Here is a 22662-nt window from a genome sequence, read left to right as displayed (position 1 = left end):
GACCCCTCCGTGCCCGCGGCACGAGGGGTTTTTTTGCGCCCGGAGCCGGTACGCCCGGCCACCTCCCCGTCCCGCCCGCAGACCGCCGTCAGGCCCCGCCAGGAGAACGCCGACATGAGCACCACCACCCCGAGCGAGCACCCGACCCGCGAAGCCGCCGCCGCGCTGGCCGGCGTGGAGACCGGCGCCCGCTCGGTCGCCGAGGCCGCGCACGCCCCCGCGCAGGGGATCACCGGGGCCCAGAGCCTGGTCCGGTCCCTCGAGGCGGTCGGCGTCGACGTCGTGTTCGGCATCCCGGGCGGCGCGATCCTGCCGCTGTACGACCCGCTGTTCGACTCGAAGGTCCGCCACGTGCTGGTCCGGCACGAGCAGGGCGCCGGGCACGCCGCCACCGGGTACGCGCAGGCCACCGGCCGGGTCGGGGTCTGCATGGCCACCTCCGGCCCCGGCGCGACCAACCTGGTGACGCCGCTGGCCGACGCCTACATGGACTCCGTGCCGGTCGTGGCCATCACCGGCCAGGTGCCCAGCGGCGCCATCGGCACCGACGCCTTCCAGGAGGCGGACATCCGCGGCATCACGATGCCGGTCACCAAGCACAACTTCCTGGTCACCGACGCCGCGGAGATCCCGCAGCGGATCGCCGAGGCGTTCCACCTGGCCAGCACCGGCCGCCCCGGCCCGGTCCTCGTCGACGTCCCCAAGGACGTCCTGCAGGCCACGACCGACTTCTCCTGGCCGCCGCGGCTGGACCTGCCCGGCTACAAGCCGACGACGCGGCCGCACGGCAAGCAGGTGCGCGAGGCCGCGACGCTCATCGCCGGCGCCCGCCGGCCGGTCCTCTACGTCGGCGGCGGCGTGATCAAGGCCGGCGCCACCGAGGAGCTCCTGGAGCTCGCCCACCTCACCGGCGCCCCCGTGGTCACCACCCTGATGGCCCGCGGCGCCTACCCCGACAGCGACCCCCAGCACCTCGGCATGCCGGGCATGCACGGCACGGTCGCCGCGGTGACGGCGCTGCAGAAGGCCGACGTCCTCGTCGCCCTCGGCGCGCGGTTCGACGACCGGGTGACCGGCAACCTCGCGTCGTTCGCCCCCGACGCCCTGGTCGTGCACGCCGACATCGACCCGGCCGAGATCGGCAAGAACCGCAAGGCCGACGTGCCGATCGTGGGCGACGCCAAGGAGACGATCGCCGAGCTGGTGACCGCCGTCCGCGCCGAGCACGAGGCCGGCCGCACGCCCGACCTCGAGGCGTGGTGGGCGCAGCTGGACGACTGGCGGACCCGCTACCCGCTGGGCTACGACGAGCCCGAGGACGGCTCGCTGTCCCCGCAGTACGTCATCGAGCGGCTGGGCGCGATCGCCGGACCGGACGCGATCTACACCTCCGGCGTGGGCCAGCACCAGATGTGGGCCGCGCAGTTCATCAAGTACGAGAAGCCCGGCACGTGGCTCAACAGCGGCGGCCTCGGGACGATGGGCTACGCCGTCCCCGCGGCGATGGGCGCCAAGTACGGCTGCCCGGACACCACCGTCTGGGCCATCGACGGCGACGGCTGCTTCCAGATGACCAACCAGGAGCTGGCCACCTGCGCCATCGAGGGGATCCCGGTCAAGGTCGCCGTCATCAACAACGGCAACCTCGGCATGGTCCGCCAGTGGCAGACCCTCTTCTACGAGGGCCGGTACTCCAACACCAAGCTGCACGCGGTGGACGCCGAGGGCCGGCCGAAGCCGGTGCGCATCCCGGACTTCGTCGCCCTCGCCGAGGCGCTGGGCTGCGTGGGGCTGCGCTGCGAGTCCAAGGACGACGTCGACGCCGTCATCGAGAAGGCCATGGCGATCACCGACGCCCCCGTCGTCATCGACTTCGTCGTCGGCGCGGACGCGCAGGTGTGGCCGATGGTGGCCGCCGGCGCCAGCAACGACGACATCCTGGCCGCGCGCGACCTGCGCCCGGTCTTCGGCGACGACCAGGTCTGAGGAGACGACAGCAATGACCCGCCACACCCTGTCGGTCCTCGTCGAGAACAAGTCCGGCGTGCTGGCCCGCGTCTCGGCGCTGTTCAGCCGGCGCGGCTTCAACATCGAGTCCCTCGCCGTCGGCCCGACCGAGAACCCGGACCTGTCCCGGATGACGATCGTCGTCGACGCCGAGTCCGCGCCGCTGGAGCAGATCACCAAGCAGCTCAACAAGCTCATCGAGGTCATCAAGATCGTCGAGCTCGAGGGCGACGCCGCCGTCCAGCGCGAGCTGCTGCTGGTCAAGGTCCGCGCACCCATGGCCGACCGGACCCAGGTGCTGCAGACCGCCGACCTGTTCCGGGCGCGGGTGATCGACGTCAACACCGACACCGTGACCCTCGAGGCCACCGGCACGCCCGACAAGCTGCAGGCGCTGCTGGCCGTCCTCGCGCCCCTCGGCATCAAGGAGATGGCGCAGTCCGGCACCGTCGCCCTGGGCCGGGGTCCGCGGTCGATGTCCGGCGCCGGTACCTTGCGCCCGGTCGACCGCTCCGCCTAGTCCACCGCACCGAGAACCGCAACCGAAGGGAACCGCAACCGCATGGCCGCCGAGATCTTCTACGACGACGACGCCGACCTGTCGATCATCCAGGGGCGCACCGTCGCCGTCCTCGGGTACGGCAGCCAGGGGCACGCCCACGCGCTGTCGCTGCGCGACTCGGGCGTCGACGTCCGCGTCGGCCTGCCCGAGGGCAGCAAGAGCCGGGCCAAGGCCGAGGCCGAGGGCCTGCGGGTGCTCACGCCGGGCGAGGCGGCCGCCGAGGCCGACCTGATCATGATCCTGGCGCCGGACCACGTGCAGCGGCACCTGTACACCGAGTCCGTCGAGCCCAACCTGCAGGACGGCGACGCGCTGTTCTTCGGCCACGGCTTCAACATCCGCTTCGGCTACATCAAGCCCCCGGCGGGTGTCGACGTCGCCATGGTCGCCCCCAAGGGACCCGGCCACCTGGTGCGCCGCGAGTTCGAGAACGGCAAGGGCGTGCCCTGCCTGGTCGCCGTCGAGCAGGACGCCAGCGGCAACGCGCTGCAGCTCGCGCTGTCCTACGCCAAGGGCATCGGCGGCACCCGCGCGGGCGTCATCAAGACGACGTTCGCCGAGGAGACCGAGACCGACCTGTTCGGCGAGCAGGCCGTGCTCTGCGGTGGCGCCAGCGCGCTGATCACCGCCGGGTTCGAGACCCTCACCGAGGCCGGCTACCAGCCCGAGGTCGCCTACTTCGAGTGCCTGCACGAGCTGAAGCTGATCGTCGACCTCATGTACGAGGGCGGCATCGCCAAGCAGCGCTGGTCGGTGTCCGACACCGCCGAGTACGGCGACTACACCTCCGGCCCCAAGGTCATCGACGCCCGCGTGAAGCAGTCGATGGGCGAGGTCCTGGCCGCGATCAAGGACGGCTCCTGGGCCGCCGCCTTCATCGCCGACCAGGACGCCGGTGCGCCGGACTTCAAGGCCAAGCGCGCCGCCGCCGAGGCGCACCCGATCGAGGAGACCGGGCGCAAGCTGCGCGGCCTGATGAGCTGGGTGTCGGCGTCCGACGACTACACCGGCACCGCCGCGCGCAACTGAGACACACGACGGGCCCCCGCTGCCGGCCGGCAGCGGGGGCCCTCGTGCTCAGCGGGGACGGCGGGCGCGCTCGGCGGCGAACCAGGCCGAGGACCGGGCGGTCGACAGCAGCACCACGATGAGGATCGAGCCGACGAGGCCCACCAGACCCATCAGCAGCCCGCCGGGTCCCTCGTCCTCGACGGAGCCGATCCCGCCGATGGTCAGCAGCAGGGTGGCTCCGATGGCGATGGACCCGCCCACGAGCAGCATCACCCGGCTGCGGCCGGACACCGCCCACGCCGAGCCCCAGATCATCACCACCGTCCAGGCCAGGGCCAGCAGCGCGAAGAAGACGAAGATGCCGGCGGCGGTGCCGAGCGCGTCCCCGAGGCCCGGCAGGACGTCCTCCGCGTCGTCGCTGTTGCTGCCGAGGAACACGCCGCCGACGAACAGCAGGATCGTGACCAGGACGCCCAGGGCGCCCCAGACGAAGCCGAGGACGGCGGCCGTCACGACGCCGCCGGGACGTACGGGCGGGCCGCCGTAGCCGCCGTAGCCGCCGTACCCCTGGCCGTACGTCTGCCCGTACGGCTGTCCGTGGCCCTGGCCGTACGCCTGCGGCGGCTGGCCGTACGCCTGGGCCGGCTGCCCGTGGCCCTGGCCGTACGCCTGTGGCCCGCCGTACGCCGGCGGTCCGTACGGGTCGGCGGGGGAGGACGGCTCGCTGCCGTAGCTGCTCATGGGGACCTCTCTCGGGCGCCGGTGGGGTCGGCGGACGAGCGCCAGGATGTCGGGCGGGGCGGGCCGCGGCAAGGACGCCGGGCCGCCGGACGGAGCGGGCCCGGCGGGGGCGGCGCGGGCGCACCCAGGCGACGCTCCTAGGCTGTGCCCCCGTGACTGCCTCGCTGCCCGGCGCCGCGCCCGTCGTCCTGATCGCCGAAGAGCTCGCCCCGAGCGTCCTGGAGGTCCTCGGCGGCGACGTCGAGATCCGCCACGTCGACGGCGCCGACCGCGCCGCGCTGCTGCCGGCCCTGGCCGACGCCGCGGCCGTGATGATCCGGAGCGCCACGCAGATCGACGCCGAGGCCCTCGCCGCCGCGCCGAACCTCAAGGTGGTCGCCCGCGCCGGCATCGGCCTGGACAACGTCGACGTCTCCGCCGCCACCGAGCGCGGCGTCATGGTCGTCAACGCGCCGACGTCGAACATCGTCAGCGCCGCCGAGCACGCCGTGGCGCTGCTGCTGGCGGCCGCCCGGCAGATCCCCGCCGCCGACGCCTCGCTGCGCGAGGGGGCGTGGAAGCGCTCGAAGTTCATGGGCGTCGAGGTCACCGACAAGACCGTCGGCGTCGTCGGCCTCGGCCGGATCGGCGTCCTCGTCGCCCAGCGGCTGGCCGCCTTCGGCACCACGCTGATCGCCTACGACCCCTACATCCAGCCCGGCCGCGCCGCCCAGCTCGGGGTCCGGCTGGTCTCGCTGGAGGAGCTGCTCCGCGAGTCGGACTTCATCACCATCCACCTGCCGAAGACGCCGGAGACCCTCGGTCTGATCGGCGCCGAGCAGCTGGCCACCACCAAGAAGGGCGTCATCATCGTCAACGCCGCCCGCGGTGGGCTGGTGGACGAGGCGGCGCTCGCCGACGCGCTGCGCTCGGGGCAGGTCGGTGCGGCCGGCCTCGACGTGTACGCCAAGGAGCCCTGCACCGACAGCCCGCTGTTCGGGCTGCCCAACACCGTCGTCACCCCGCACCTGGGCGCCTCCACCACCGAGGCGCAGGACAAGGCCGGCACCGCCGTGGCCCACTCGGTGCGGCTGGCGCTGCAGGGCGAGTTCGTGCCGGACGCGGTGAACGTGCAGGCCGGCGGCGTCGTCGCCCAGGACGTGCGCCCGGGCCTCCCGCTGGCGGAGAAGCTCGGCACCGTGTTCACCGCCGTCGCCGGTGGCCTCGCGCAGTCGATCACCGTCGACGTGCGCGGCAAGCTCGCCGAGTTCGACGTCTCGGTGCTCCAGCTCGCCGTCCTCAAGGGCGTCTTCGCCGACGTCGTCGAGGACCAGGTCACCTACGTCAACGCGCCGCTGCTCGCCGAGGCGCGCGGCCTCGAGGTGGCGCTCACCAGCGACGTGGAGAGCCCCGACTACCGCAACCTCGTCCGGGTGTGCGGCGCGATGGCCGACGGCCGCGAGGTCGCCGTCTCCGGCACCCTGTTCGGCAAGAACCAGGTGCCGAAGCTGACCGAGATCGACGGCTTCGACATCGACCTGGACCTCTCCGGGCACCTGCTGTTCTTCGTCTACACCGACCGTCCGGGCGTCGTGGGCACCGTGGGCGCGGCGCTGGGTGAGGCGGGCATCAACATCGCCGGGGCCCAGGTCAGCCGGACCAACCGCGGTGGCGAGGCGCTGATGGTCGTCACCGTCGACAGCCCGGTGCCGGCCGACCTGCTCAGCGACATCGCCGGTCGCATCGGAGCCCGCGAGGCGCGCGCCGCCGACCTGTGACGCAAGCCGCATCCGGGGCCCGGCTAGGGTCGGGCCCCATGCGCCTGGCAGTGATCGCGGGAGACGGAATCGGCCCGGAGGTCGTGGCCGAGGGACTGAAGGTCCTCGGCGAGGTCGCGCCCGACCTCGAGACCACCCCCTACGACCTGGGGGCGGCCCGGTGGCAGCGCACGGGCGAACTGCTGCCCGAGACGGTGCTCGACGAGCTGCGCCAGCACGACGCGATCCTGCTCGGCGCCATCGGTGACCCGGGCGTGCCGCCGGGCATCCTCGAGCGCGGGCTGCTGCTGCGCCTGCGGTTCGAGCTCGACCACCACGTCAACCTGCGCCCGGCGCGGCTGTTCGACGGGGTCCGTAGCCCGCTGGCCGCGCCCGGCGCCATCGACATGCTCTGCGTCCGCGAGGGCACCGAGGGCCCCTACGTCGGCAACGGCGGCGTGCTGCGCCGCGACACCCCGCAGGAGATCGCCACCGAGGTCAGCGTCAACACCGCCTTCGGTGTCGAGCGCGTGGTCCGCTACGCCTTCGAGCGCGCGGTGGCCCGTCCCCGCAGGCACCTCACGCTGGTGCACAAGACCAACGTGCTGACCCACGCCGGGTCGCTGTGGTCGCGCACCGTCGAGGAGGTCTCGGCGGAGTTCCCCGAGGTCACCGTCGCCTACCAGCACGTCGACGCCGCGACGATGTTCTTCGTCAGCGACCCCGGCCGCTTCGACGTCATCGTCACCGACAACCTCTTCGGCGACATCATCACCGACCTGGCCGCCGCCGTGACCGGGGGCATCGGGCTGGCCGCCAGCGGCAACCTCGACGCGTCGGGCACCAACCCGAGCATGTTCGAGCCGGTGCACGGCTCGGCCCCCGACATCGCCGGTCAGGGCATCGCCGACCCGACCGCGACCGTCCTGTCGGTGGGCATGCTGCTCGAGCACCTCGGCCGGGTCGACCAGGCCAAGAAGGTCAACGCCGCGGTCGCCTTCGAGGTGTCCACCCGCGACCCGCAGGCCGCCATCCGCACCCAGGAGGTCGGCGACCGCCTCGCGGCGCTCGCCTCCGGCTGAGCCGCAGCGCCCGGGACCCCGGGTCCGGTGTGGTAGGCAGCACACCGGACCCGAGGAGGACGCCGTGCGGACCGTGACCCCCGCCGAGACCCGGACGGTCGACCGCGGCCACGGGTACGCGCTCGCCGACTACCTGGGCGACCACGGCGACACCGCGGCCGGGCCGCAGGCGTACCTGGTGCGGCAGGGGACCGCGGAGCTCGGCGCCCACTTCCACGAGGTCGACCAGTTCCAGGTCGTCGTCGGCGGCGCGGGCACGCTGGGGCGGGAGGCGGTGGGCCGCGGCGTCCTCCACTACGCCGACGCGTACACCTCCTACGGACCGATCCGGACCGACCCCGCGGTCGGCCTGGAGTACGTGACCCTGCGGCTGGAGCCCACGACCGGCATCAACCCGATGCCGCAGGAGCGCGAGAAGCGGCGGGCGGCCGGCGGGGGAGGAGAGCACTTCACCTGCGCCCTGGACCCGACGGCCGAGCCGGGCACCCGGGCCCGCGAGCTGGCGCGCACCCGGCGCGGTGCGCGGGCCCTCGCCATGCGCCTCCCCGCGGGCGCGGCCGCCGAGGCGGACGGCCTGCCGGCGACCGGCCGGGGCTACGCGGTGGTGATCGCCGGGGCGCTCCGGGACGGCGACCGGGTGCTGCCGGCCGGCAGCGTCGTCGCCCTCGACCGCCCGGCGGAGCTCGGCGGCCTGGTCGCCGACGACGCCACGGGCGCGGAGCTGGCCGTCTGCCTGTTCCCCGAGGCGGGCGGAGGAGCCCCGGCGCTGTGATCTACTAGGGGTGATGTACCCCACCGGCCCGATCAGCATCGCCTAGCGCGCAGTCCGTCCACCCCGACTGCGCGCAGACCTCCCGTACCCGGGGGGTCTTTTTCGTGTCCGGGCCGCTCACACCCTGCAGGAGATCCGATGTCCACCGACCTCGACTTCCACGTCTTCGACACGACGCTGCGCGACGGTGCCCAGCGGGAGGGCGTGAGCTACTCGGTCGCCGACAAGCTGGCCGTGGCCCGGCTGCTGGACGAGATCGGCGTCGGCTACATCGAGGGCGGCTGGCCGGGGGCGCTGCCCAAGGACACCGAGTTCTTCGCCCGCGCCCGCACCGAGCTGAAGCTCGAGCACGCCCAGCTGGTCGCCTTCGGCGCCACCCGCAAGGCCGGCGTCCGCGTCGAGGACGACCCGCAGGTCGCCGCGCTCCTGGAGGCCGGGACGCCGGTGGTCTGCCTGGTCGCGAAGTCCGACGTGCGGCACGTGCGCGAGGCGCTGCGCACGACGCTGGAGGAGAACATGGCGATGGTGGCCGACACCGTCGCCCACCTGGTGGCGCACGGCCGGCGGGTGTTCGTCGACTGCGAGCACTTCTTCGACGGGTACGCCGCCGATCCCGACTACGGGGTGCGGGTGCTCGAGGCGGCGTTCGGGGCCGGCGCGGAGGTCGGCGTCCTCTGCGACACCAACGGCGGCATGCTGCCGATGACGGTCGGCCGGGCGGTGGCCGACGTCCGCGCCCGCACCGGCGGGAAGCTCGGCATCCACTGCCAGAACGACACCGGGTGCGCCGTGGCCAACACCCTGGCCGCGGTCGAGGCCGGGGTGACCCACGTGCAGGGCACCGCGAACGGCTACGGCGAGCGGGCCGGGAACGCCGACACGTTCCAGCTGATCGCCAACCTGGTCACCAAGATGGGCCTGCCGGTCGTGCCCGCGCAGTGCCTGCCCGAGCTGCAGCGGGTCAGCCACGCGATCGCCGAGCTGGCCAACATCGCCCCCGACGACCACCAGCCCTTCGTCGGCGCCTCGGCGTTCGCGCACAAGGCCGGCCTGCACGCCAGCGCGATCAAGGTCAGCCCCGAGCTCTACAACCACCTCGACCCGGCCGTCGTCGGCAACGACATGCGCATCCTCGTCACCGAGATGGCCGGCCGGGCCTCGGTGGAGCTCAAGGGCCGCGAGCTCGGCGTCGACCTCGAGGGGCACGCCGACGCGATCGGCCGGGTCGTGGACCAGGTCAAGGTGCTGGAGGCCGACGGCTGGTCGTTCGAGGCCGCCGACGCCAGCTTCGAGCTGCTGCTGCGCGCCCAGCTGCCCGACGCCCCGCCGCCGCTGTTCGAGCTGGAGAGCTACCGCGCCACCGTCGAGCACTGGGGCAACGGGCTGGTCGTCGGCGAGGCCACGGTGAAGGTGCACGTGCCCAACCCCGACGGGACGACGGAGCGGATCATCTCCACCGCCGAGGGGAACGGCCCGGTCAACGCCCTGGACGTCGCCCTGCGCCAGGCGCTGGTGACCCGGTACCCGGAGCTGGCCGGCGTCGAGCTCGCCGACTACAAGGTCCGCATCCTCGGCTGGAAGGGCGGCACCAGCGCCCGCACCCGCGTGCTCATCGACACCACGGACGGTGTGGGGGAGTGGACGACGGTCGGCGTGCACGACAACGTCGTCGAGGCCAGCTGGCACGCGCTGGTCGACGCCCTCACCTACGCCGTCCGCCACCGCTGATGTGCGCCTGCGGCGTGTCCCCGGCCAGGAACACGCCGCAGGCGCACATCACCCGGATCAGCCGCGGGGCTGGATCTCGCCCATCGGGCCGAAGCCGTCGACCTCCGGCGCGTCGATGTAGATGATCTGCGGCTGCCGGGCCACCAGGTCCGGACCGCGCTCGACGAAGGCCTTGAAGTGGTCGGTGCCCACGTGGGCGGCGCCGGCGGCGGCGTCCCGGAAGCCCTCGACGAGCACGTAGGTGTCGGGCTCCTCGACGCTGCGCGACCAGTCGAAGAAGAGGTTGCCCTCCTCGGCCCGGCAGCCCTCGGTGTAGTCCCGCACCAGCTCGGGCCAGGTCTCCACGAGCTCGGGGCGGACCGGGAACTTCACGACGATCAGGATCACGGGATCTCCTCCAGACGACTGCGGAGCAGGCAGAACGGGTTGCCCTCGGGGTCGGCGAGCACGTGCCACGACTCCTCGCCGGTCTGCCCGACGTCGGCCGGCACCGCGCCGAGGGCGAGCAGCCGCTGCAGCTCCGCCTCCTGGTCGCGGTCGGTCGGGTTGACGTCGAGGTGCAGCCGGCCGGTGCGCGGCGCCAGCTCGCCCACCGGCGCGAAGATCAGCGTGGGCGCGGCCCCGCCGAACCCCGCCTCCGGTCCGATCTCCACCGCGCCGTCGTCCTCCCGGCCGAGGACGCGGTACCCGAGCACCTCGGCCCACCAGGCCGCGAGGGCCTCGGGGTCGCGGCTGTCGACGACGATCTCGGACAGACGGCAGGCCATGGCCCCCGACCGTAGGCGGTGGACGGCGGCGGCGCGGCCCGGAGCGGTCGGTCAGTAGCCTCGTCCCGTGCGCATCGTCCGCTTCGCCTCGCCCTCCGGCATGTCCTTCGGTGTCCTCGACGGCGACGGTCAGGTCGCCCAGATCGAGGGCCACCCCTTCGGCACCATCTCCTTCACCGGGCAGCGGTTCCCGCAGGCCGACATCCGGCTGCTCTCGCCGATCCTGCCCAGCAAGGTCGTCTGCGTCGGCAAGAACTACGCCGCCCACGTCGCGGAGATGAAGACCGGCGACGCGCCGAAGGAGCCGCTGCTGTTCCTCAAGCCCTCGACGTCGGTCATCGGCCCGGGTGACGCCATCCGCATCCCGCCGGGCAGCACCAACGTGCACCACGAGGCGGAGCTCGCCGTCGTCATCGGTGCCCGCGGCGCCCGCAACGTCAGCCCGGAGCAGGTCCCCGGCAGCATCTTCGGCTACACGATCGGCAACGACGTCACCGAGCGCGACATGCAGCGCAGCGACGGGCAGTGGACCCGCGCCAAGGGCTTCGACTCGTTCTGCCCGCTCGGGCCGTGGATCGAGACGGACCTGCCCGGCATCGGCAAGGACCCGGCCGACCTGCAGGTCACCTGCACCGTGGACGGCGAGCTGCGCCAGGACGGCCGCACCAGCCAGCTGCTGTTCGACGTCCCGACGCTGGTCTCCTACATCTCCCGCGTGATGACGCTGCTGCCCGGCGACGTCGTCCTGACCGGCACGCCGTCCGGCGTCGGGCCCATCGCGCCCGGCCAGCGGGTGGAGGTCACCATCGAGGGCCTGGGCACGCTGGCCAACACGGTCTCCGGTGCCGACACCGTCTCGTCGGCGGGTGGCGCCCGATGACCTCCCCGGTCAAGACCCGCTTCTGCCCCTCGCCGACCGGGCTGGTCCACGTCGGCGCCATGCGGACGGCGCTGTTCAACTGGGCACACGCCCGGCACACCGGCGGCACCTTCGTCTTCCGCATCGAGGACACCGACGCCGCCCGCGACACCGACGAGTCCTACCGGCACCTGCTGGACTGCATGCGCTGGCTGGGCATGGACTGGGACGAGGGCCCCGAGGTCGGCGGCCCGAACGGGCCCTACCGGCAGTCGGAGCGGTCGGAGGTCTACCGGGAGATCGCGGAGAAGCTGCTCGCCTCCGGGCACGCCTACGAGTCGTTCTCCACCAACGAGGAGGTCGACGCCCGGCGCCGGGCGGCCGGGCAGGACCCGAAGCTCGGCTACGACAACGCCGACCGGGACCTCACCGACGCGCAGAAGCAGGCGTTCCGCGACGAGGGCCGCTCGCCGGTGCTGCGGCTGCGGATGCCCGACACCGACATCGCCTGGACCGACCTGGTCCGCGGGGACATCTCCTTCGCCGCGGGATCGGTGCCGGACTTCGTGCTGATGCGCGGCAACGGCGCTCCGCTCTACCCCTTCACCAACCCGGTGGACGACGCCCTGATGGGCATCACCGACGTGCTGCGCGGCGAGGACCTGCTGCCCTCCACCCCCCGGCAGATCGCGCTGTACGAGGCGCTGACCGCCATCGGCGTCGCGCGGGGCACCCCGCGCTTCGGCCACCTGCCGCTGGTGTTCGGCGAGGGCAACAAGAAGCTCTCCAAGCGCGATCCGCAGTCGAACTTCGACGTCTACCGCGAGCGCGGCTTCCTGCCCGACGGCCTCATCAACTACCTGGCGCTGCTGGGCTGGGCGATCGCCGACGACCGGGACGTGTTCTCCGTCGCCGAGCTGGTCGAGGCCTTCGACGTCACCCGGGTGAGCGCCAACCCGGCCCGCTTCGACCTCAAGAAGGCCGAGGCGATCAACGCCACCCACCTGCGCGCCCTGCCCCTCGAGGAGTTCCTCGGGCACGTGCGCCCCTTCCTCGCCGGCGCCGGGCTGGTCGCCGACCCACCCACCGAGGAGCAGGAGCGGGTGCTGCGGGCCATCGCCCCGCTCGCGCAGGAGCGGATGATCGTCCTCTCCGACGCGGTCGGGCTGCTGGGCTTCCTCTTCACCGACGAGGTGGAGATCGACCCCGCGGCCGCCGCCAAGCAGCTCGCCGGCGCCGACGCCGCCGAGGTCCTGGACGCCGCCACCGCGGCGCTGGCCGACCTCGCCGACTGGTCCACCGCCGCCGTCGAGGAGGCGCTCAAGGCCGCGCTCGTCGACGGTCTGGGGCGCAAGCCACGGCAGGCCTTCGGGCCGGTGCGGGTCGCGGTCAGCGGCCGCACGGTCTCCCCGCCGCTGTACGAGTCCATCGAGCTGCTCGGCCGGGAGCGCACGCTCGCCCGGCTGGCCGCCGCTCGCGGGCACACCGGGGGATGACGGTGCCGGGGACGGCGCAGGGGGACGGCGAGAGCTACACCGGCCCGCCGCCCACGGCCCGCTACGGGGCGCCGCCGCAGGTGCCCGGCGTCCTCCCGGGGCTGCACCGGCCGCTCCCGCCGGGCGCGCCCGGTGCCTGGGGGCCGTGGCCGTCCCCGGGCGCCCCGGGCCCGGTCCCCTGGCCGCTGGGGCCGGTGCCGATGCCGCCGGGCCCGCACACGCACCTGGCCGGGCCACCGCCCTGGGCCGGGCCGCCGCCGTGGGGTGGGCCGCCGCCCTGGGCGCTGCCCACGCCACTGCCGCACGACGTGCCCACGCCGTTCCTGCTGGTGATGCGCTCGCGGACGTGGCGCTGGTGGCAGCCGCTGCTCGGGCTGTTCCTGTTCGCCGTCGTCTACACCGTGGGCGCGTTCGCCGTCGTGTTCGCCGGCGCGCTGGCCGTCGTCTCCCGCGGGGAGGTCGACCTCGGCTTCACGGACCTCACCGACCCGGTGACGCTGCTGATCACCAACCTCAGCCTCGTGGTCGCGATACCCGTGGTGTGGCTGTGCTGGGTGGCGGCCCACCAGATGGGCATCGGGTGGTCGTCCTCGGTGATCGGCCGCTTGCGCTGGGACCTGTTCCGCGCTTACGTGCCGCTCGCGCTGCTCACCCTCGGCGCGGGCATCCTCGTCCAGCTCCTGCTCGGCGTCGCCTTCGACGACGGCGCGGAGGTCAGCGGTCCGGTCCGCTCCTTCGCGGCGCTGGTGCTCCTCGTGCTGCTCACCACGCCCCTGCAGTCGGCCGCCGAGGAGTACGTCTTCCGCGGCTACCTCAGCCAGGCGATCGCCGCCTGGATCGGGCGCGAGCGGGCCGGCGCGCTGGTCGCCGGGGTGCTGACCGCGGCGCTCTTCTCGCTGGCGCACCTGCCCGGGGACCTCCTGCTCTTCCTCGACCGGTTCGCCTTCGGGCTGGCGGCGTCGGCGGTGGTGTGGCTGACCGGCGGGCTGGAGGCCGCGATCGTCCTGCACGCGGTCAACAACGTGCTGGTCTTCCTGCTCGCCGGCGCGCTGGGGGAAGGCGTGCAGACCGACGCCTCGGTCACCGGCTGGTCGGGCCTGCTGGTGGTGGTCCTCGACGTCCTGGCGATGGCGGCGTTCGTGCTGCTCGTGCGGCGCTCGGTGGCCCGCCGTCCACCTGCCGTGCTCACCCGGGCGCAGGACCTCCGCCCGCCACCGATCGGCGCCGCGCCCCGCTGAGGGAGGGGGGTGCACCGGCGCCCTCAGCGGGTCGGGTATGGTGGTCACCGCGCCGCGAGGCGTGCACGACCCTTGGGGTATGGGGTAATTGGCAGCCCGACGGTTTCTGGTTCCGTTAGTCTAGGTTCGAGTCCTGGTACCCCAGCGAGGAAGCACCGCTCCGGCGGTGACGTCCTCAAGCACCACCGCACGGCCCCGTCGTCTAGCGGCCCAGGACGCCGCCCTCTCACGGCGGTAGCGAGGGTTCGAATCCCTTCGGGGCTACGCGCACGAGAGCCCCCGGCCCCCCGGCCGGGGGCTCTCGCCGTTCCCGGGTCCGGCCCCCGTCGTCGAGGCCGTCGGCGGGCATGGCAGGATGTCGGTGTCCGGCCCCGTCGTCTAGCGGCCCAGGACGCCGCCCTCTCACGGCGGTAGCGAGGGTTCGAATCCCTTCGGGGCTACGCGCTCGAGAGCCCCCGGCCTCCCCGGCCGGGGGCTCTCGCCGTTCCCGGGCCCCCGGTGCCCCGCTCAGGCGGCTGACCAGGGGCGGGACTAGCGTCGCCTCCGTGATCCGTACCAGTCGTCGGCTGGCCGATGGCCGGGAGATCGTCTACTACGACGTCGACGGGTCGTCGGCTCCCCGGGACGCCGTCGACACCCGCGACCTCCCCCCGGTCAGCACCCGCTCGCAGCTGCGCTGGGACGCGCTGCTGGGGGAGTGGGTGGCCTACGCCTCGCACCGCCAGTCGCGGACCTTCCTCCCGCCGGCCGACCAGTGCCCGCTGTGCCCGACCCGGCCCGGTCGCCCGCCGACGGAGGTGCCCGAGGCCGAGTACCAGGTCGTCGTCTTCGAGAACCGGTTCTCGTCGCTGGCCACCGGCGTCGACCCGGACGTGCCCCCGGCCGCCCCCGGTGCCCCGTACGCCCTCCAGCGGCCCGGGTTCGGCCGCTGCGAGGTCGTGGTCTTCACCAGCGACCACGACCGCGTCCCGGCCGACCTCGGCCCGGAGCGGCTGCGGCTGCTCGTCGACGTCTGGGCCGACCGGACGTCGGCGCTGTCGGCGATCGAGGGCGTCGAGTACGTCTTCCCGTTCGAGAACCACGGCGAGGAGATCGGGGTGACGCTGGGCCACCCGCACGGGCAGGTCTACGCCTACCCGTTCCTCCCGTCGCGGGTGGAGCGGATCCTGGCCTCGGTCGAGCGGCACCGGGCGGAGACCGGCGGGGACCTCCTCGCCGACGTCGTGGCCGCCGAGCGCAGCGGTCCCCGCGTGGTGGCCGCCAACGAGCACTGGACGGCGTTCGTGCCGGCCGCGGCCCGGTGGCCCTACGAGCTCCAGCTGTTCCCGCACCGGCGGGTGCCCGACCTGCCCGCGCTGACCGGCGAGGAGCGCGCGGCGCTGGCCGAGCTCTTCGGCGACTCCCTCGGCCGCTTCGCGCACCGCTTCGACGAGCCGATGAACTACATCGCCGCCTGGAACCAGGCGCCGGTGCACCGCGGCCGGGAGGAGTGGTGGCTGCACCTCCAGCTGTTCAGCTTCCGTCGCGCTCCGGGCAAGCTGAAGTACCTGGCCGGCTCGGAGTCCGGCATCGGGGCGTTCATCAGCGACACCAGCCCCGAGGACGTCGCCGAACAGCTGCGGACCACGACGTGGTGACCCCCGACCCCGAGCTGGGCGCAGCGGCCCGCGCGGCCTTCGCGACGGCGTTCGACGCCGAACCGGAGGGCGTCTGGGCGGCACCCGGCCGGGTCAACGTCATCGGCGAGCACACCGACTACAACGAGGGCTTCGTCCTGCCGGTGGCGCTCGGCCAGACCACCCGGGCGGCGGTGGCCCGGCGCACCGACGGCCGGGTCGCCCTCGTCTCCGCGCAGCACCCCGACCAGCGCGTCGAGCTGGAGCTGGCCGACCTGGCGCCGGGGCGGCCCGACGGCTGGGCCGGCTACCCCGCAGGCGTGGTCGCGGAGCTGCGGGACCGGGTGCCGGGCGGGGTGAGCGTGCTGGTCGACGGCGACGTGCCCGCGGGCATGGGGCTGTCGTCGTCGGCGGCGCTGTCGTGCTCGGTGGCGCTCGCGCTGCGCGACCTGACGGCGCCGGAGCTGTCGACCGCCGACCTGGTCGACGTCGCCCGTACCGCCGAGAACGACTTCGTCGGTGCGCCGACCGGGATCCTCGACCAGTCGGCGTCGCTGCTGTGCACCGCCGGCCACGCCCTCTTCCTCGACACCCGCGACCGCAGCAGCCACCAGGTCCCGCTGGACCTCGAGGCCGCGGGGCTGGTGCTCCTCGTCGTCGACACCGGGACGACGCACAGCCACGCCACCGGGGGCTACGGCGACCGGCGCCGGGAGTGCGAGCAGGCCGCGGAGCAACTGGGCGTGCGCGCGCTGCGCGACGTGCCCGACGTCGCCGCGCTCGCCCCGCTGGACGACGGCACGGAGGGCGGCGCCGTCCTGCTGCGCCGCGCCCGCCACGTGGTCACCGAGGACGCCCGCGTGCTCGAGGTCGTGCGGCTGCTGCGCGACACCGGGGACCCGCGGGCGGCGGGTCCGGTGCTCACCGCCGGCCACGCCTCCCTGCGCGACGACTTCGAGATCTCGACCCCCGAGCTGGACACCTGCGTGGCGGCCGCGCTGGAGGCCGGCGCCGAGGGCGCCCGGATGGTCGGCGGCGGATTCGGCGGCAGCGCGATCGTGCTGGTCACAGCCGTGTCCGTCGATCGGGTGACCGAGGTGATCACACGGCGATTCGGGGCAGAGGGGTACGGCGCGCCTCGGACCTCCCTCGCCGTCCCCTCGCCGGGGGCCCGCCGGCTCCTCTGAACCACCCACCCCGACGACAACGGAGGCCCCCGTGGGCGATCTGCGCCTCGACGCCAACTGGGTCGACTACCTGCTGGTGGTCGCCTACTTCGCCGTCGTCCTGATGATCGGGGCCGCCGCTCGCCGGCGGGTCTCCGACAGCCTCGACTTCTTCCTGTCCGGCCGGTCGCTGCCGGCCTGGGTGACCGGCCTGGCGTTCGTCTCGGCCAACCTCGGCGCGGTCGAGATCGTCGGCATGTCGGCCAACGGCGCCCAGTACGGCATGCCGACCATGCACTACTTCTGGATCGGCGCCGTCCCGGCGATGCTGTTCCTCGGCATCGTGATGATGCCCTTCTACTACGGGTCGAAGGTCCGCAGCGTCCCGGAGTTCATGCGCCGCCGCTTCGGCACCGGGGCACACCTGGTCAACGCGCTGAGCTTCGCGCTGGCCCAGATCCTCATCGCCGGGATCAACCTGTTCCTGCTGGCCAAGATCGTCGAGCTGCTGCTCGGCTGGCCGCTCTGGCTCTCGCTGGTCGTGGCCGCCGCCGTGGTCCTCAGCTACATCACCTTCGGCGGGCTGTCGGCGGCGATCTACAACGAGGTGCTGCAGTTCTTCGTCATCGTGGCCGCGCTGCTGCCGCTGACCCTGCTCGGGCTGCACCGCGTCGGCGGCGTCGACGGGCTGATGGACAAGGTCCGCGACGCGGACGCCGAGCAGCTGCGCTCCTGGCCGGGCGAGCAGCTGTCGACCTTCGACAACCCGGTGCTGTCGGTCATCGGGATCGTCTTCGGCCTCGGGTTCGTGCTCTCGTTCGGCTACTGGACGACGAACTTCGTCGAGGTGCAGCGGGCGATGGCGACCAAGTCGATGTCGGCCGCCCGGAGCACCCCGATCATCGGCGCCTTCCCGAAGATGTTCGTGCCGTTCATCGTCGTCGTCCCCGGCATGATCGCCGGCGTCCTGGTGTCGGACGTCGTCGAGGCGAAGGCCGCGGCGGACCCCGACTTCGAGTACAACAACGCGATCCTCGGGCTGATGCAGGAGACGCTGCCCAACGGCCTGCTCGGCATCGCCATCGCCGGTCTCCTGGCGGCGTTCATGGCCGGCATGGCGGCCAACATCTCCGCCTTCAACACCGTCTTCAGCTACGACCTGTGGCAGCAGTACGTGAAGAAGGACCGGCCCGACGGCTACTACCTGAAGGTCGGCCGCTGGGCGACGGTCGGTGCGACGGTCACCGCCATCGGGACGGCGATCATCGCGTCGGGCTACCAGAACCTGATGGACTACCTGCAGACGCTGTTCGGCTTCTTCAACGCCCCGCTGTTCGCCACCTTCATCCTCGGCATGTTCTGGAAGCGGATGACGGCGACCGCCGGCTGGGTCGGCCTGGTGTCCGGCACGCTGGCTGCGGTGCTGGTGGCGCTGTTCAGCGAGAACGCCTTCGGTGAGGCCTCGCTGGGCGTGATCCCGCTCAGCGGCCAGGGCGCCAGCTTCGTCGCCGCGAGCGCGGCCTTCGTGGTCGACATCCTGGTGAGCGTCGCCGTGACGCTGGTGACCCGGCCCAAGCCGGTGCACGAGCTGGCCGGGCTGGTCTACAGCGAGACCCCGCGCGAGCAGCGGACCGACCCGGACGCCCACCGGTTGCCCTGGTACCAGTCGCCGGTGCCGCTGGCGGGCATCGCGCTGGTCATGGTCGTCGCCCTCAACGTGATCTTCCGATGAGCACCCAGGAGTCCCCGATGAGCGAGCCGAGCACCCGAGGAGCCACCACCGCCGGCACGACCGGGACCGCCCGCGGGCACTCGGCCGGCGCCTTCGACGTCCGCAACGTGATCGCGGCGCTGATCGGGTTCTACGGCGTCGTCCTCACCGTCTACGGGCTCGTCGACTCCGACAACGGCGAGGCGCGGACCGGCGGGGTGAACGCCAACCTGTGGACCGGCCTCGCGATGCTGGTGTTCGCGGCGGCGTTCGCGCTCTGGTCGTGGCTGCGCCCGATCGTCGTCGACCCGACGCAGGTCCACCCCGAGGGCGAGGGGACGGACGACGGCTCGGGCGGTCACTGACCCGGCCCTCGGCCGGACGACGAGTCAGCGGGCGGCGCGGCCGATCGCGCCGGCTGCGTCGAGCACCGCGCTGACCACCTCGGGGGACGGACGGCGGCCCAGCCGCTCGACCGGGCCGCTGATCGAGACCGCGCCCAGGACCCCGCCCGTGGCGTCCCGCACGGGCGCCGACAGCGACGCCACCCCCGGCTCGCGCTCCGCGACGCTGTGCGCCCAGCCGCGGCGGCGGACGTCGAGCAGCGTGCGCGCGGTGAAGCTCGCCGACGACAGCAGCGGCGTCACCTCCTCGGCGGGGGCGAAGGCCAGCAGTGCGTGCGCGGCCGACCCGGCGGTCATCGGCAGACGGGCGCCGACCGGGACGGTGTCGCGCAGCCCCGACGCCCGCTCGGCCGCGGCCAGGCAGACCCGCGCGGCGCCGTCGCGCACGTAGAACTGCGCGCTCTCGCCGCTCGCGTCGCGCAGCGCCGCCAGGTGCCGTCCGGCGACCTCGCCCAGGTCGGCGCCGCTGCGGCCGAGCTCGGCGAGGCCGGGACCGGGGGTCCAGGCGCCCGCGGCGGTGCGGCGGACCAGCCGGTGCCCCTCGAGCGCGACCGCCAGCCGGTGCGCCGTGGCGCGGGGCAGTCCGGTGCGCGCGACCAGCTCGGCGAGGGTGGCCGGCTCCTCGGCCACCGCGCGGAGGATGGCCACTGCTTTGTCGAGCACGGCGACGGGGTTAGGCTGTCCCACACAGCAATACTTGCATCCCACTGTCTGAGAAGCCAGCGGGACCGGTCGTCCGGAGGGACCAGCAGTGCCCAAGACCCTGGCCGAGAAGGTCTACGACGCCCACGTCGTGCGCAGCACCGCGGGCGAGCCCGACCTGCTCTACATCGACCTGCACCTCGTGCACGAGGTCACCAGCCCCCAGGCCTTCGACGGGCTGCGGGCCGCCGGCCGCACGGTGCGCCGTCCCGACCTCACGATGGCGACCGAGGACCACAACGTCCCCACCCTCGACATCCTCGCGCCGATCGCCGACCCGGTGAGCCGCGCGCAGGTCGACGCGCTGCGCCGCAACGCCGCCGAGTTCGGCATCCGGCTGGCCCCCATGGGCGACCGCGACCAGGGCATCGTGCACGTGATCGGCCCCCAGCTGGGTCTGACCCAGCCGGGCATGACGATCGTCTGCGGCGACAGCCACACCTCCACCCACGGCGCCTTCGGCGCGCTGGCCTTCGGCATCGGCACCAGCGAGGTCGAGCACGTCCTCGCCACGCAGACCCTGCCGCAGTACCGCCCCAAGCAGATGGCGGTCACCGTCGACGGCGAGCTGCCCCCCGGCGTCAGCGCCAAGGACGTCATCCTCGCCGTCATCGCCCAGATCGGGACCGGCGGCGGGCAGGGCTACGTCATCGAGTACCGCGGCAGCGCCATCGAGAAGCTCTCGATGGAGGCCCGCATGACCATCTGCAATATGTCGATCGAGGCCGGCGCCAAGGCCGGGCTCATCGCGCCGGACCGGACCACCTTCGACTACCTGCAGGGCAAGCCGCACGCGCCGCAGGGCGCCGACTGGGACGCCGCGGTCGAGTACTGGTCGACCCTGCGGACCGACGACGGCGCCGTCTTCGACCACGAGGTGCACATCGACGCAGCCTCGCTGACGCCCTTCGTCACCTGGGGCACCAACCCCGGCCAGGGCCTGCCGATCAGCGGCAGCGTCCCGGACCCGGCCGACTTCCCGAACGAGGACGAGCGCCGCGACGTCGAGGGCGCGCTGGCCTACATGGGCCTGACCCCCGGCACCCCGCTGCGCGAGGTCTCGGTGGACACCGTCTTCCTCGGCTCCTGCACCAACGGCCGGATCGAGGACCTGCGGGTGGCCGCCGAGCTGCTGAAGGGCCGCCGCATCGACGCGAACACCCGGATGCTCGTCGTCCCCGGCTCGGTGGCCGTCAAGGCGCAGGCCGAGGCGGAGGGCCTGGACAAGGTCTTCGTCGACGCCGGTGCCGAGTGGCGCGGTGCCGGGTGCTCGATGTGCCTGGGCATGAACCCCGACCAGCTGGCGCCGGGGGAGCGGTCGGCCTCCACCAGCAACCGCAACTTCCAGGGCCGCCAGGGCAAGGGCGGGCGCACCCACCTGGTGTCCCCGGCCGTCGCGGCCGCCACGGCGCTGACCGGGCACCTGGCCGCCCCCGCCGACCTCGAGACCGCGCCGGCCACCCGCCCCGCCACCCCGATCGGAGCCTGATCCCGATGGACGCCTTCACCACCCACACCGGTACCGCCGCCCCGCTGCGCCGCAGCAACGTCGACACCGACCAGATCATCCCGGCGGAGTACCTGAAGCGGATCACCCGCACCGGCTTCGAGGACGGCCTGTTCATCGCCTGGCGGACCAACGAGCCGGACTTCGTGCTCAACCGCCCGGAGTACGCCGACGCCTCGATCCTGGTCGCCGGCCCGGACTTCGGGACCGGCTCCTCGCGCGAGCACGCGAACTGGGCGCTGCTCGACGGCGGCTTCCGCGTCGTCATCAGCTCGCGGTTCGCCGACATCTTCCGCAACAACTCGACCAAGGCCGGCCTGCTGACGGTGATCCTGCCGCAGGACCAGGTCGAGGCGCTGTGGACCGCCATCGAGGCCGACCCGGCGCTGCCGGTGACCGTCGACCTGCGGGAGAAGACCGTCTCCTACGGCGACACGGTCGTGCCGTTCGAGATCGACGACTACGTCCGCTGGCGGCTGCTCGAGGGGCTGGACGACGTCGGCCTGACCGAGCGGCACCTCGACGACATCGAGGCCTACGAGGCCAACCGTCCCGCCTGGAAGCCGAAGGCCCTCCCGGCCCTCCCCGCATGAACCCGAGCGAAGTCGCTCGAGTGCGGAAACCGCACTCGAGCGACTCCGCTCAGGCGGTGGGGTCGGTCGGGAAGTCGCGGTAGTAGTCGGCCAGCAGCGCGCCGGGCCGGCCGCCCAGCACCCAGGTGCTGCCCTTCGCCGCCGGCGGCCACAGCGCCCCGGCCACGCCCGCCCACCGCACGCCCAGCGCCATGAGGATCGAGGGGATCGCCCCGCCCTGGCTGCACACCACGGTGACGCCGGGGGCCGGGCGCGGCTCCAGGAAGCGCTCGATCGCGGCGAGCCCGGCCTGCGGATCGGCCGAGAACTCCTCCTCGCCGACCTCGGGCAGCGACTGCACCGGCAGCCCGAGCACCTCGGCCAGCGGCTCCACCGTCTCCCGGCAGCGGGTGCGCTCCGCCGTCAGCACCGCGGTCGGCGCGAACAGCGGCAGCACCTCGGCCAGCCGCCGTGCCTGCCGCCGTCCCTTGGGATCGAGGGGGCGCAGGTCGTCGTCGCCGTCCCAGTCCGACCGGCTGCCGGCCTTCGCGTGCCGCACCAGCAGCAGCGTCGGCGAGCGCGGCACGTCGGTGCGCGCCAGGTCTGCCAGCACGGCGCGGTCGTGGTCGTGGGTCACGAGGCCGGCCGCGGCGTCCACCGACAGCCAGCGCAGCTCGTCGGTCTCGTCGCCCGGCTCGAACCGCCCGCCGACGGCCTCCATCAACCAGTAGTCCACCCGCTTGGTCCCGCCCTCGACCGCGTACTGCGTGCGCAGGCTGCGCCGGCCGACGACGACGGACAGCCCGGTCTCCTCGGCGACCTCCCGGACGGCGGTCTCGACCAGGGCCTCGCCCGGATCGTGCTTGCCCTTCGGCAGCGACCAGTCGTCGTAGCGCGGGCGGTGCACCACCGCGGTCTCGATCCCGCCCCCGGGGGTGCGCCGCCAGACGACTCCGCCGGCGGCCGCGACCACCGCGTCGGCCAT

At 73.6% G+C, this 22662-nt stretch carries 21 protein-coding genes and 3 tRNA genes; 19 read left to right on the top strand and 5 right to left on the bottom strand.

Going from position 1 to position 22662, the window contains the following annotated elements; translation table 11 throughout:
* Positions 1 to 114 precede the first annotated feature (114 nt).
* The 3 genes from DQ240_RS19385 to ilvC are packed head-to-tail and all read left to right on the top strand — an operon-like array spanning position 115 to position 3598.
* Positions 115 to 1986: an acetolactate synthase large subunit gene (locus DQ240_RS19385; RefSeq protein WP_113841350.1), complete on the top strand. Its 1872-nt coding sequence runs from the start codon at positions 115 to 117 to the stop codon at positions 1984 to 1986.
* A gap of 13 nt (positions 1987 to 1999) precedes the next feature.
* Positions 2000 to 2527 (top strand): acetolactate synthase small subunit, encoded by a 528-nt coding sequence (gene ilvN / locus DQ240_RS19380; protein WP_113841349.1) that lies wholly within the window; start codon positions 2000 to 2002, stop codon positions 2525 to 2527.
* 42 nt (positions 2528 to 2569) lie between these two features.
* A complete protein-coding gene (gene ilvC / locus DQ240_RS19375; protein WP_113841348.1) occupies positions 2570 to 3598 on the top strand; it encodes a ketol-acid reductoisomerase in 1029 nt (342 codons plus the stop codon).
* A gap of 48 nt (positions 3599 to 3646) precedes the next feature.
* Here the strand turns inward: ilvC and DQ240_RS19370 are convergent, their stop codons facing one another.
* The gene (locus DQ240_RS19370; RefSeq protein ID WP_113841347.1) at positions 3647 to 4321 is read right to left on the bottom strand and encodes a hypothetical protein; all 675 of its coding nucleotides are present in this window, start codon (positions 4319 to 4321) and stop codon (positions 3647 to 3649) included.
* Positions 4322 to 4473: 152 nt separating this feature from the next.
* On the opposite strand from DQ240_RS19370, the gene serA reads away from it, so the two are divergent.
* The 4 genes from serA to cimA all read left to right on the top strand — a co-directional run bounded on the left by serA (position 4474) and on the right by cimA (position 9639).
* On the top strand, positions 4474 to 6078 hold the full coding sequence (serA, locus tag DQ240_RS19365; protein WP_233498830.1) for a phosphoglycerate dehydrogenase: 1605 nt from the start codon (positions 4474 to 4476) through the stop codon (positions 6076 to 6078).
* Between the two features lie 38 nt (positions 6079 to 6116).
* Entirely contained in the window at positions 6117 to 7139 is a 1023-nt protein-coding gene (locus tag DQ240_RS19360) for a 3-isopropylmalate dehydrogenase (RefSeq protein ID WP_113841346.1), read from the top strand.
* A gap of 64 nt (positions 7140 to 7203) precedes the next feature.
* Positions 7204 to 7911 (top strand): hypothetical protein, encoded by a 708-nt coding sequence (locus DQ240_RS19355; protein WP_113841345.1) that lies wholly within the window; start codon positions 7204 to 7206, stop codon positions 7909 to 7911.
* A gap of 138 nt (positions 7912 to 8049) precedes the next feature.
* Positions 8050 to 9639 carry a citramalate synthase gene (cimA, locus tag DQ240_RS19350; RefSeq protein ID WP_113841344.1) on the top strand — a complete coding sequence of 530 codons (1590 nt, stop codon included), beginning with the start codon at positions 8050 to 8052 and terminating at the stop codon, positions 9637 to 9639.
* A 57-nt stretch (positions 9640 to 9696) separates the two neighbouring features.
* On the opposite strand, the gene DQ240_RS19345 is transcribed toward cimA, so the two are convergent.
* Together DQ240_RS19345 and DQ240_RS19340 are read right to left on the bottom strand one after the other, a co-directional pair.
* Positions 9697 to 10026 carry a putative quinol monooxygenase gene (locus DQ240_RS19345; RefSeq protein ID WP_113841343.1) on the bottom strand — a complete coding sequence of 110 codons (330 nt, stop codon included), beginning with the start codon at positions 10024 to 10026 and terminating at the stop codon, positions 9697 to 9699.
* A complete protein-coding gene (locus tag DQ240_RS19340; protein ID WP_113841342.1) occupies positions 10023 to 10406 on the bottom strand; it encodes a VOC family protein in 384 nt (127 codons plus the stop codon). Before DQ240_RS19340 ends, DQ240_RS19345 begins: the two co-directional genes overlap by 4 nt.
* 67 nt (positions 10407 to 10473) lie before the next feature.
* On the opposite strand from DQ240_RS19340, the gene DQ240_RS19335 reads away from it, so the two are divergent.
* From DQ240_RS19335 to DQ240_RS19290, 10 genes are all read left to right on the top strand, one after another.
* Positions 10474 to 11286, top strand: coding sequence for a fumarylacetoacetate hydrolase family protein (locus tag DQ240_RS19335; protein ID WP_113841341.1), 813 nt, complete (start codon positions 10474 to 10476; stop codon positions 11284 to 11286).
* Positions 11283 to 12761, top strand: a complete 1479-nt coding sequence (gene gltX, locus DQ240_RS19330; RefSeq protein ID WP_113841340.1) for a glutamate--tRNA ligase — start codon at positions 11283 to 11285, stop codon at positions 12759 to 12761. The genes DQ240_RS19335 and gltX overlap by 4 nt, the downstream gene beginning before the upstream one ends.
* A complete protein-coding gene (locus DQ240_RS19325) occupies positions 12758 to 13999 on the top strand; it encodes a CPBP family intramembrane glutamic endopeptidase (protein WP_147262038.1) in 1242 nt (413 codons plus the stop codon). The genes gltX and DQ240_RS19325 overlap by 4 nt, the downstream gene beginning before the upstream one ends.
* Positions 14000 to 14072: 73 nt before the next feature.
* Positions 14073 to 14144: transfer RNA gene (locus DQ240_RS19320), tRNA-Gln, on the top strand.
* A 46-nt stretch (positions 14145 to 14190) separates the two neighbouring features.
* A tRNA-Glu gene (locus DQ240_RS19315) sits at positions 14191 to 14263 on the top strand.
* A gap of 103 nt (positions 14264 to 14366) precedes the next feature.
* Positions 14367 to 14439 (top strand) — tRNA-Glu (locus tag DQ240_RS19310).
* 105 nt (positions 14440 to 14544) lie between these two features.
* Positions 14545 to 15636, top strand: coding sequence for a galactose-1-phosphate uridylyltransferase (galT, locus tag DQ240_RS19305; RefSeq protein ID WP_113841338.1), 1092 nt, complete (start codon positions 14545 to 14547; stop codon positions 15634 to 15636).
* Positions 15630 to 16802: a galactokinase gene (galK, locus tag DQ240_RS19300; protein WP_113841337.1), complete on the top strand. Its 1173-nt coding sequence runs from the start codon at positions 15630 to 15632 to the stop codon at positions 16800 to 16802. The genes galT and galK overlap by 7 nt, the downstream gene beginning before the upstream one ends.
* A gap of 31 nt (positions 16803 to 16833) precedes the next feature.
* Positions 16834 to 18513 carry a sodium:solute symporter family protein gene (locus DQ240_RS19295; protein WP_113841336.1) on the top strand — a complete coding sequence of 560 codons (1680 nt, stop codon included), beginning with the start codon at positions 16834 to 16836 and terminating at the stop codon, positions 18511 to 18513.
* Between the two features lie 17 nt (positions 18514 to 18530).
* On the top strand, positions 18531 to 18857 hold the full coding sequence (locus tag DQ240_RS19290; protein ID WP_113841335.1) for a hypothetical protein: 327 nt from the start codon (positions 18531 to 18533) through the stop codon (positions 18855 to 18857).
* Between the two features lie 24 nt (positions 18858 to 18881).
* Here the strand turns inward: DQ240_RS19290 and DQ240_RS19285 are convergent, their stop codons facing one another.
* Positions 18882 to 19583 carry an IclR family transcriptional regulator gene (locus DQ240_RS19285; RefSeq protein ID WP_113841334.1) on the bottom strand — a complete coding sequence of 234 codons (702 nt, stop codon included), beginning with the start codon at positions 19581 to 19583 and terminating at the stop codon, positions 18882 to 18884.
* Between the two features lie 64 nt (positions 19584 to 19647).
* On the opposite strand from DQ240_RS19285, the gene leuC reads away from it, so the two are divergent.
* Positions 19648 to 21087, top strand: coding sequence for a 3-isopropylmalate dehydratase large subunit (gene leuC, locus DQ240_RS19280; protein ID WP_113841333.1), 1440 nt, complete (start codon positions 19648 to 19650; stop codon positions 21085 to 21087).
* 5 nt (positions 21088 to 21092) lie between these two features.
* The gene (gene leuD, locus DQ240_RS19275; RefSeq protein WP_113841332.1) at positions 21093 to 21698 is read left to right on the top strand and encodes a 3-isopropylmalate dehydratase small subunit; all 606 of its coding nucleotides are present in this window, start codon (positions 21093 to 21095) and stop codon (positions 21696 to 21698) included.
* Between the two features lie 49 nt (positions 21699 to 21747).
* Here leuD and DQ240_RS19270 read toward each other — a convergent pair whose 3' ends face one another.
* Entirely contained in the window at positions 21748 to 22662 is a 915-nt protein-coding gene (locus DQ240_RS19270; RefSeq protein ID WP_113841331.1) for an NUDIX hydrolase, read from the bottom strand.

This window comes from Blastococcus sp. TF02A-26 (genome assembly GCF_003319125.1).
Taxonomy (GTDB): domain Bacteria; phylum Actinomycetota; class Actinomycetes; order Mycobacteriales; family Geodermatophilaceae; genus Trujillonella.
This window is presented reverse-complemented; position numbering and strand designations above follow the sequence as displayed.

What these genes read in the sequence shown, in the direction of transcription:
- DQ240_RS19370 (WP_113841347.1), bottom strand. Translation starts at nt 4,321, where the DNA reads ATGAGCAGCTACGGCAGCGAGCCGTCCTCCCCCGCCGACCCGTACGGA.
- DQ240_RS19270 (WP_113841331.1), bottom strand. Translation starts at nt 22,662, where the DNA reads ATGGCCGACGCGGTGGTCGCGGCCGCCGGCGGAGTCGTCTGGCGGCGC.
- leuD (WP_113841332.1), top strand. Translation starts at nt 21,093, where the DNA reads ATGGACGCCTTCACCACCCACACCGGTACCGCCGCCCCGCTGCGCCGC.
- DQ240_RS19290 (WP_113841335.1), top strand. Translation starts at nt 18,531, where the DNA reads ATGAGCGAGCCGAGCACCCGAGGAGCCACCACCGCCGGCACGACCGGG.
- ilvC (WP_113841348.1), top strand. Translation starts at nt 2,570, where the DNA reads ATGGCCGCCGAGATCTTCTACGACGACGACGCCGACCTGTCGATCATC.
- DQ240_RS19325 (WP_147262038.1), top strand. Translation starts at nt 12,758, where the DNA reads ATGACGGTGCCGGGGACGGCGCAGGGGGACGGCGAGAGCTACACCGGC.
- DQ240_RS19340 (WP_113841342.1), bottom strand. Translation starts at nt 10,406, where the DNA reads ATGGCCTGCCGTCTGTCCGAGATCGTCGTCGACAGCCGCGACCCCGAG.
- DQ240_RS19360 (WP_113841346.1), top strand. Translation starts at nt 6,117, where the DNA reads ATGCGCCTGGCAGTGATCGCGGGAGACGGAATCGGCCCGGAGGTCGTG.
- ilvN (WP_113841349.1), top strand. Translation starts at nt 2,000, where the DNA reads ATGACCCGCCACACCCTGTCGGTCCTCGTCGAGAACAAGTCCGGCGTG.
- gltX (WP_113841340.1), top strand. Translation starts at nt 11,283, where the DNA reads ATGACCTCCCCGGTCAAGACCCGCTTCTGCCCCTCGCCGACCGGGCTG.
- cimA (WP_113841344.1), top strand. Translation starts at nt 8,050, where the DNA reads ATGTCCACCGACCTCGACTTCCACGTCTTCGACACGACGCTGCGCGAC.
- DQ240_RS19385 (WP_113841350.1), top strand. Translation starts at nt 115, where the DNA reads ATGAGCACCACCACCCCGAGCGAGCACCCGACCCGCGAAGCCGCCGCC.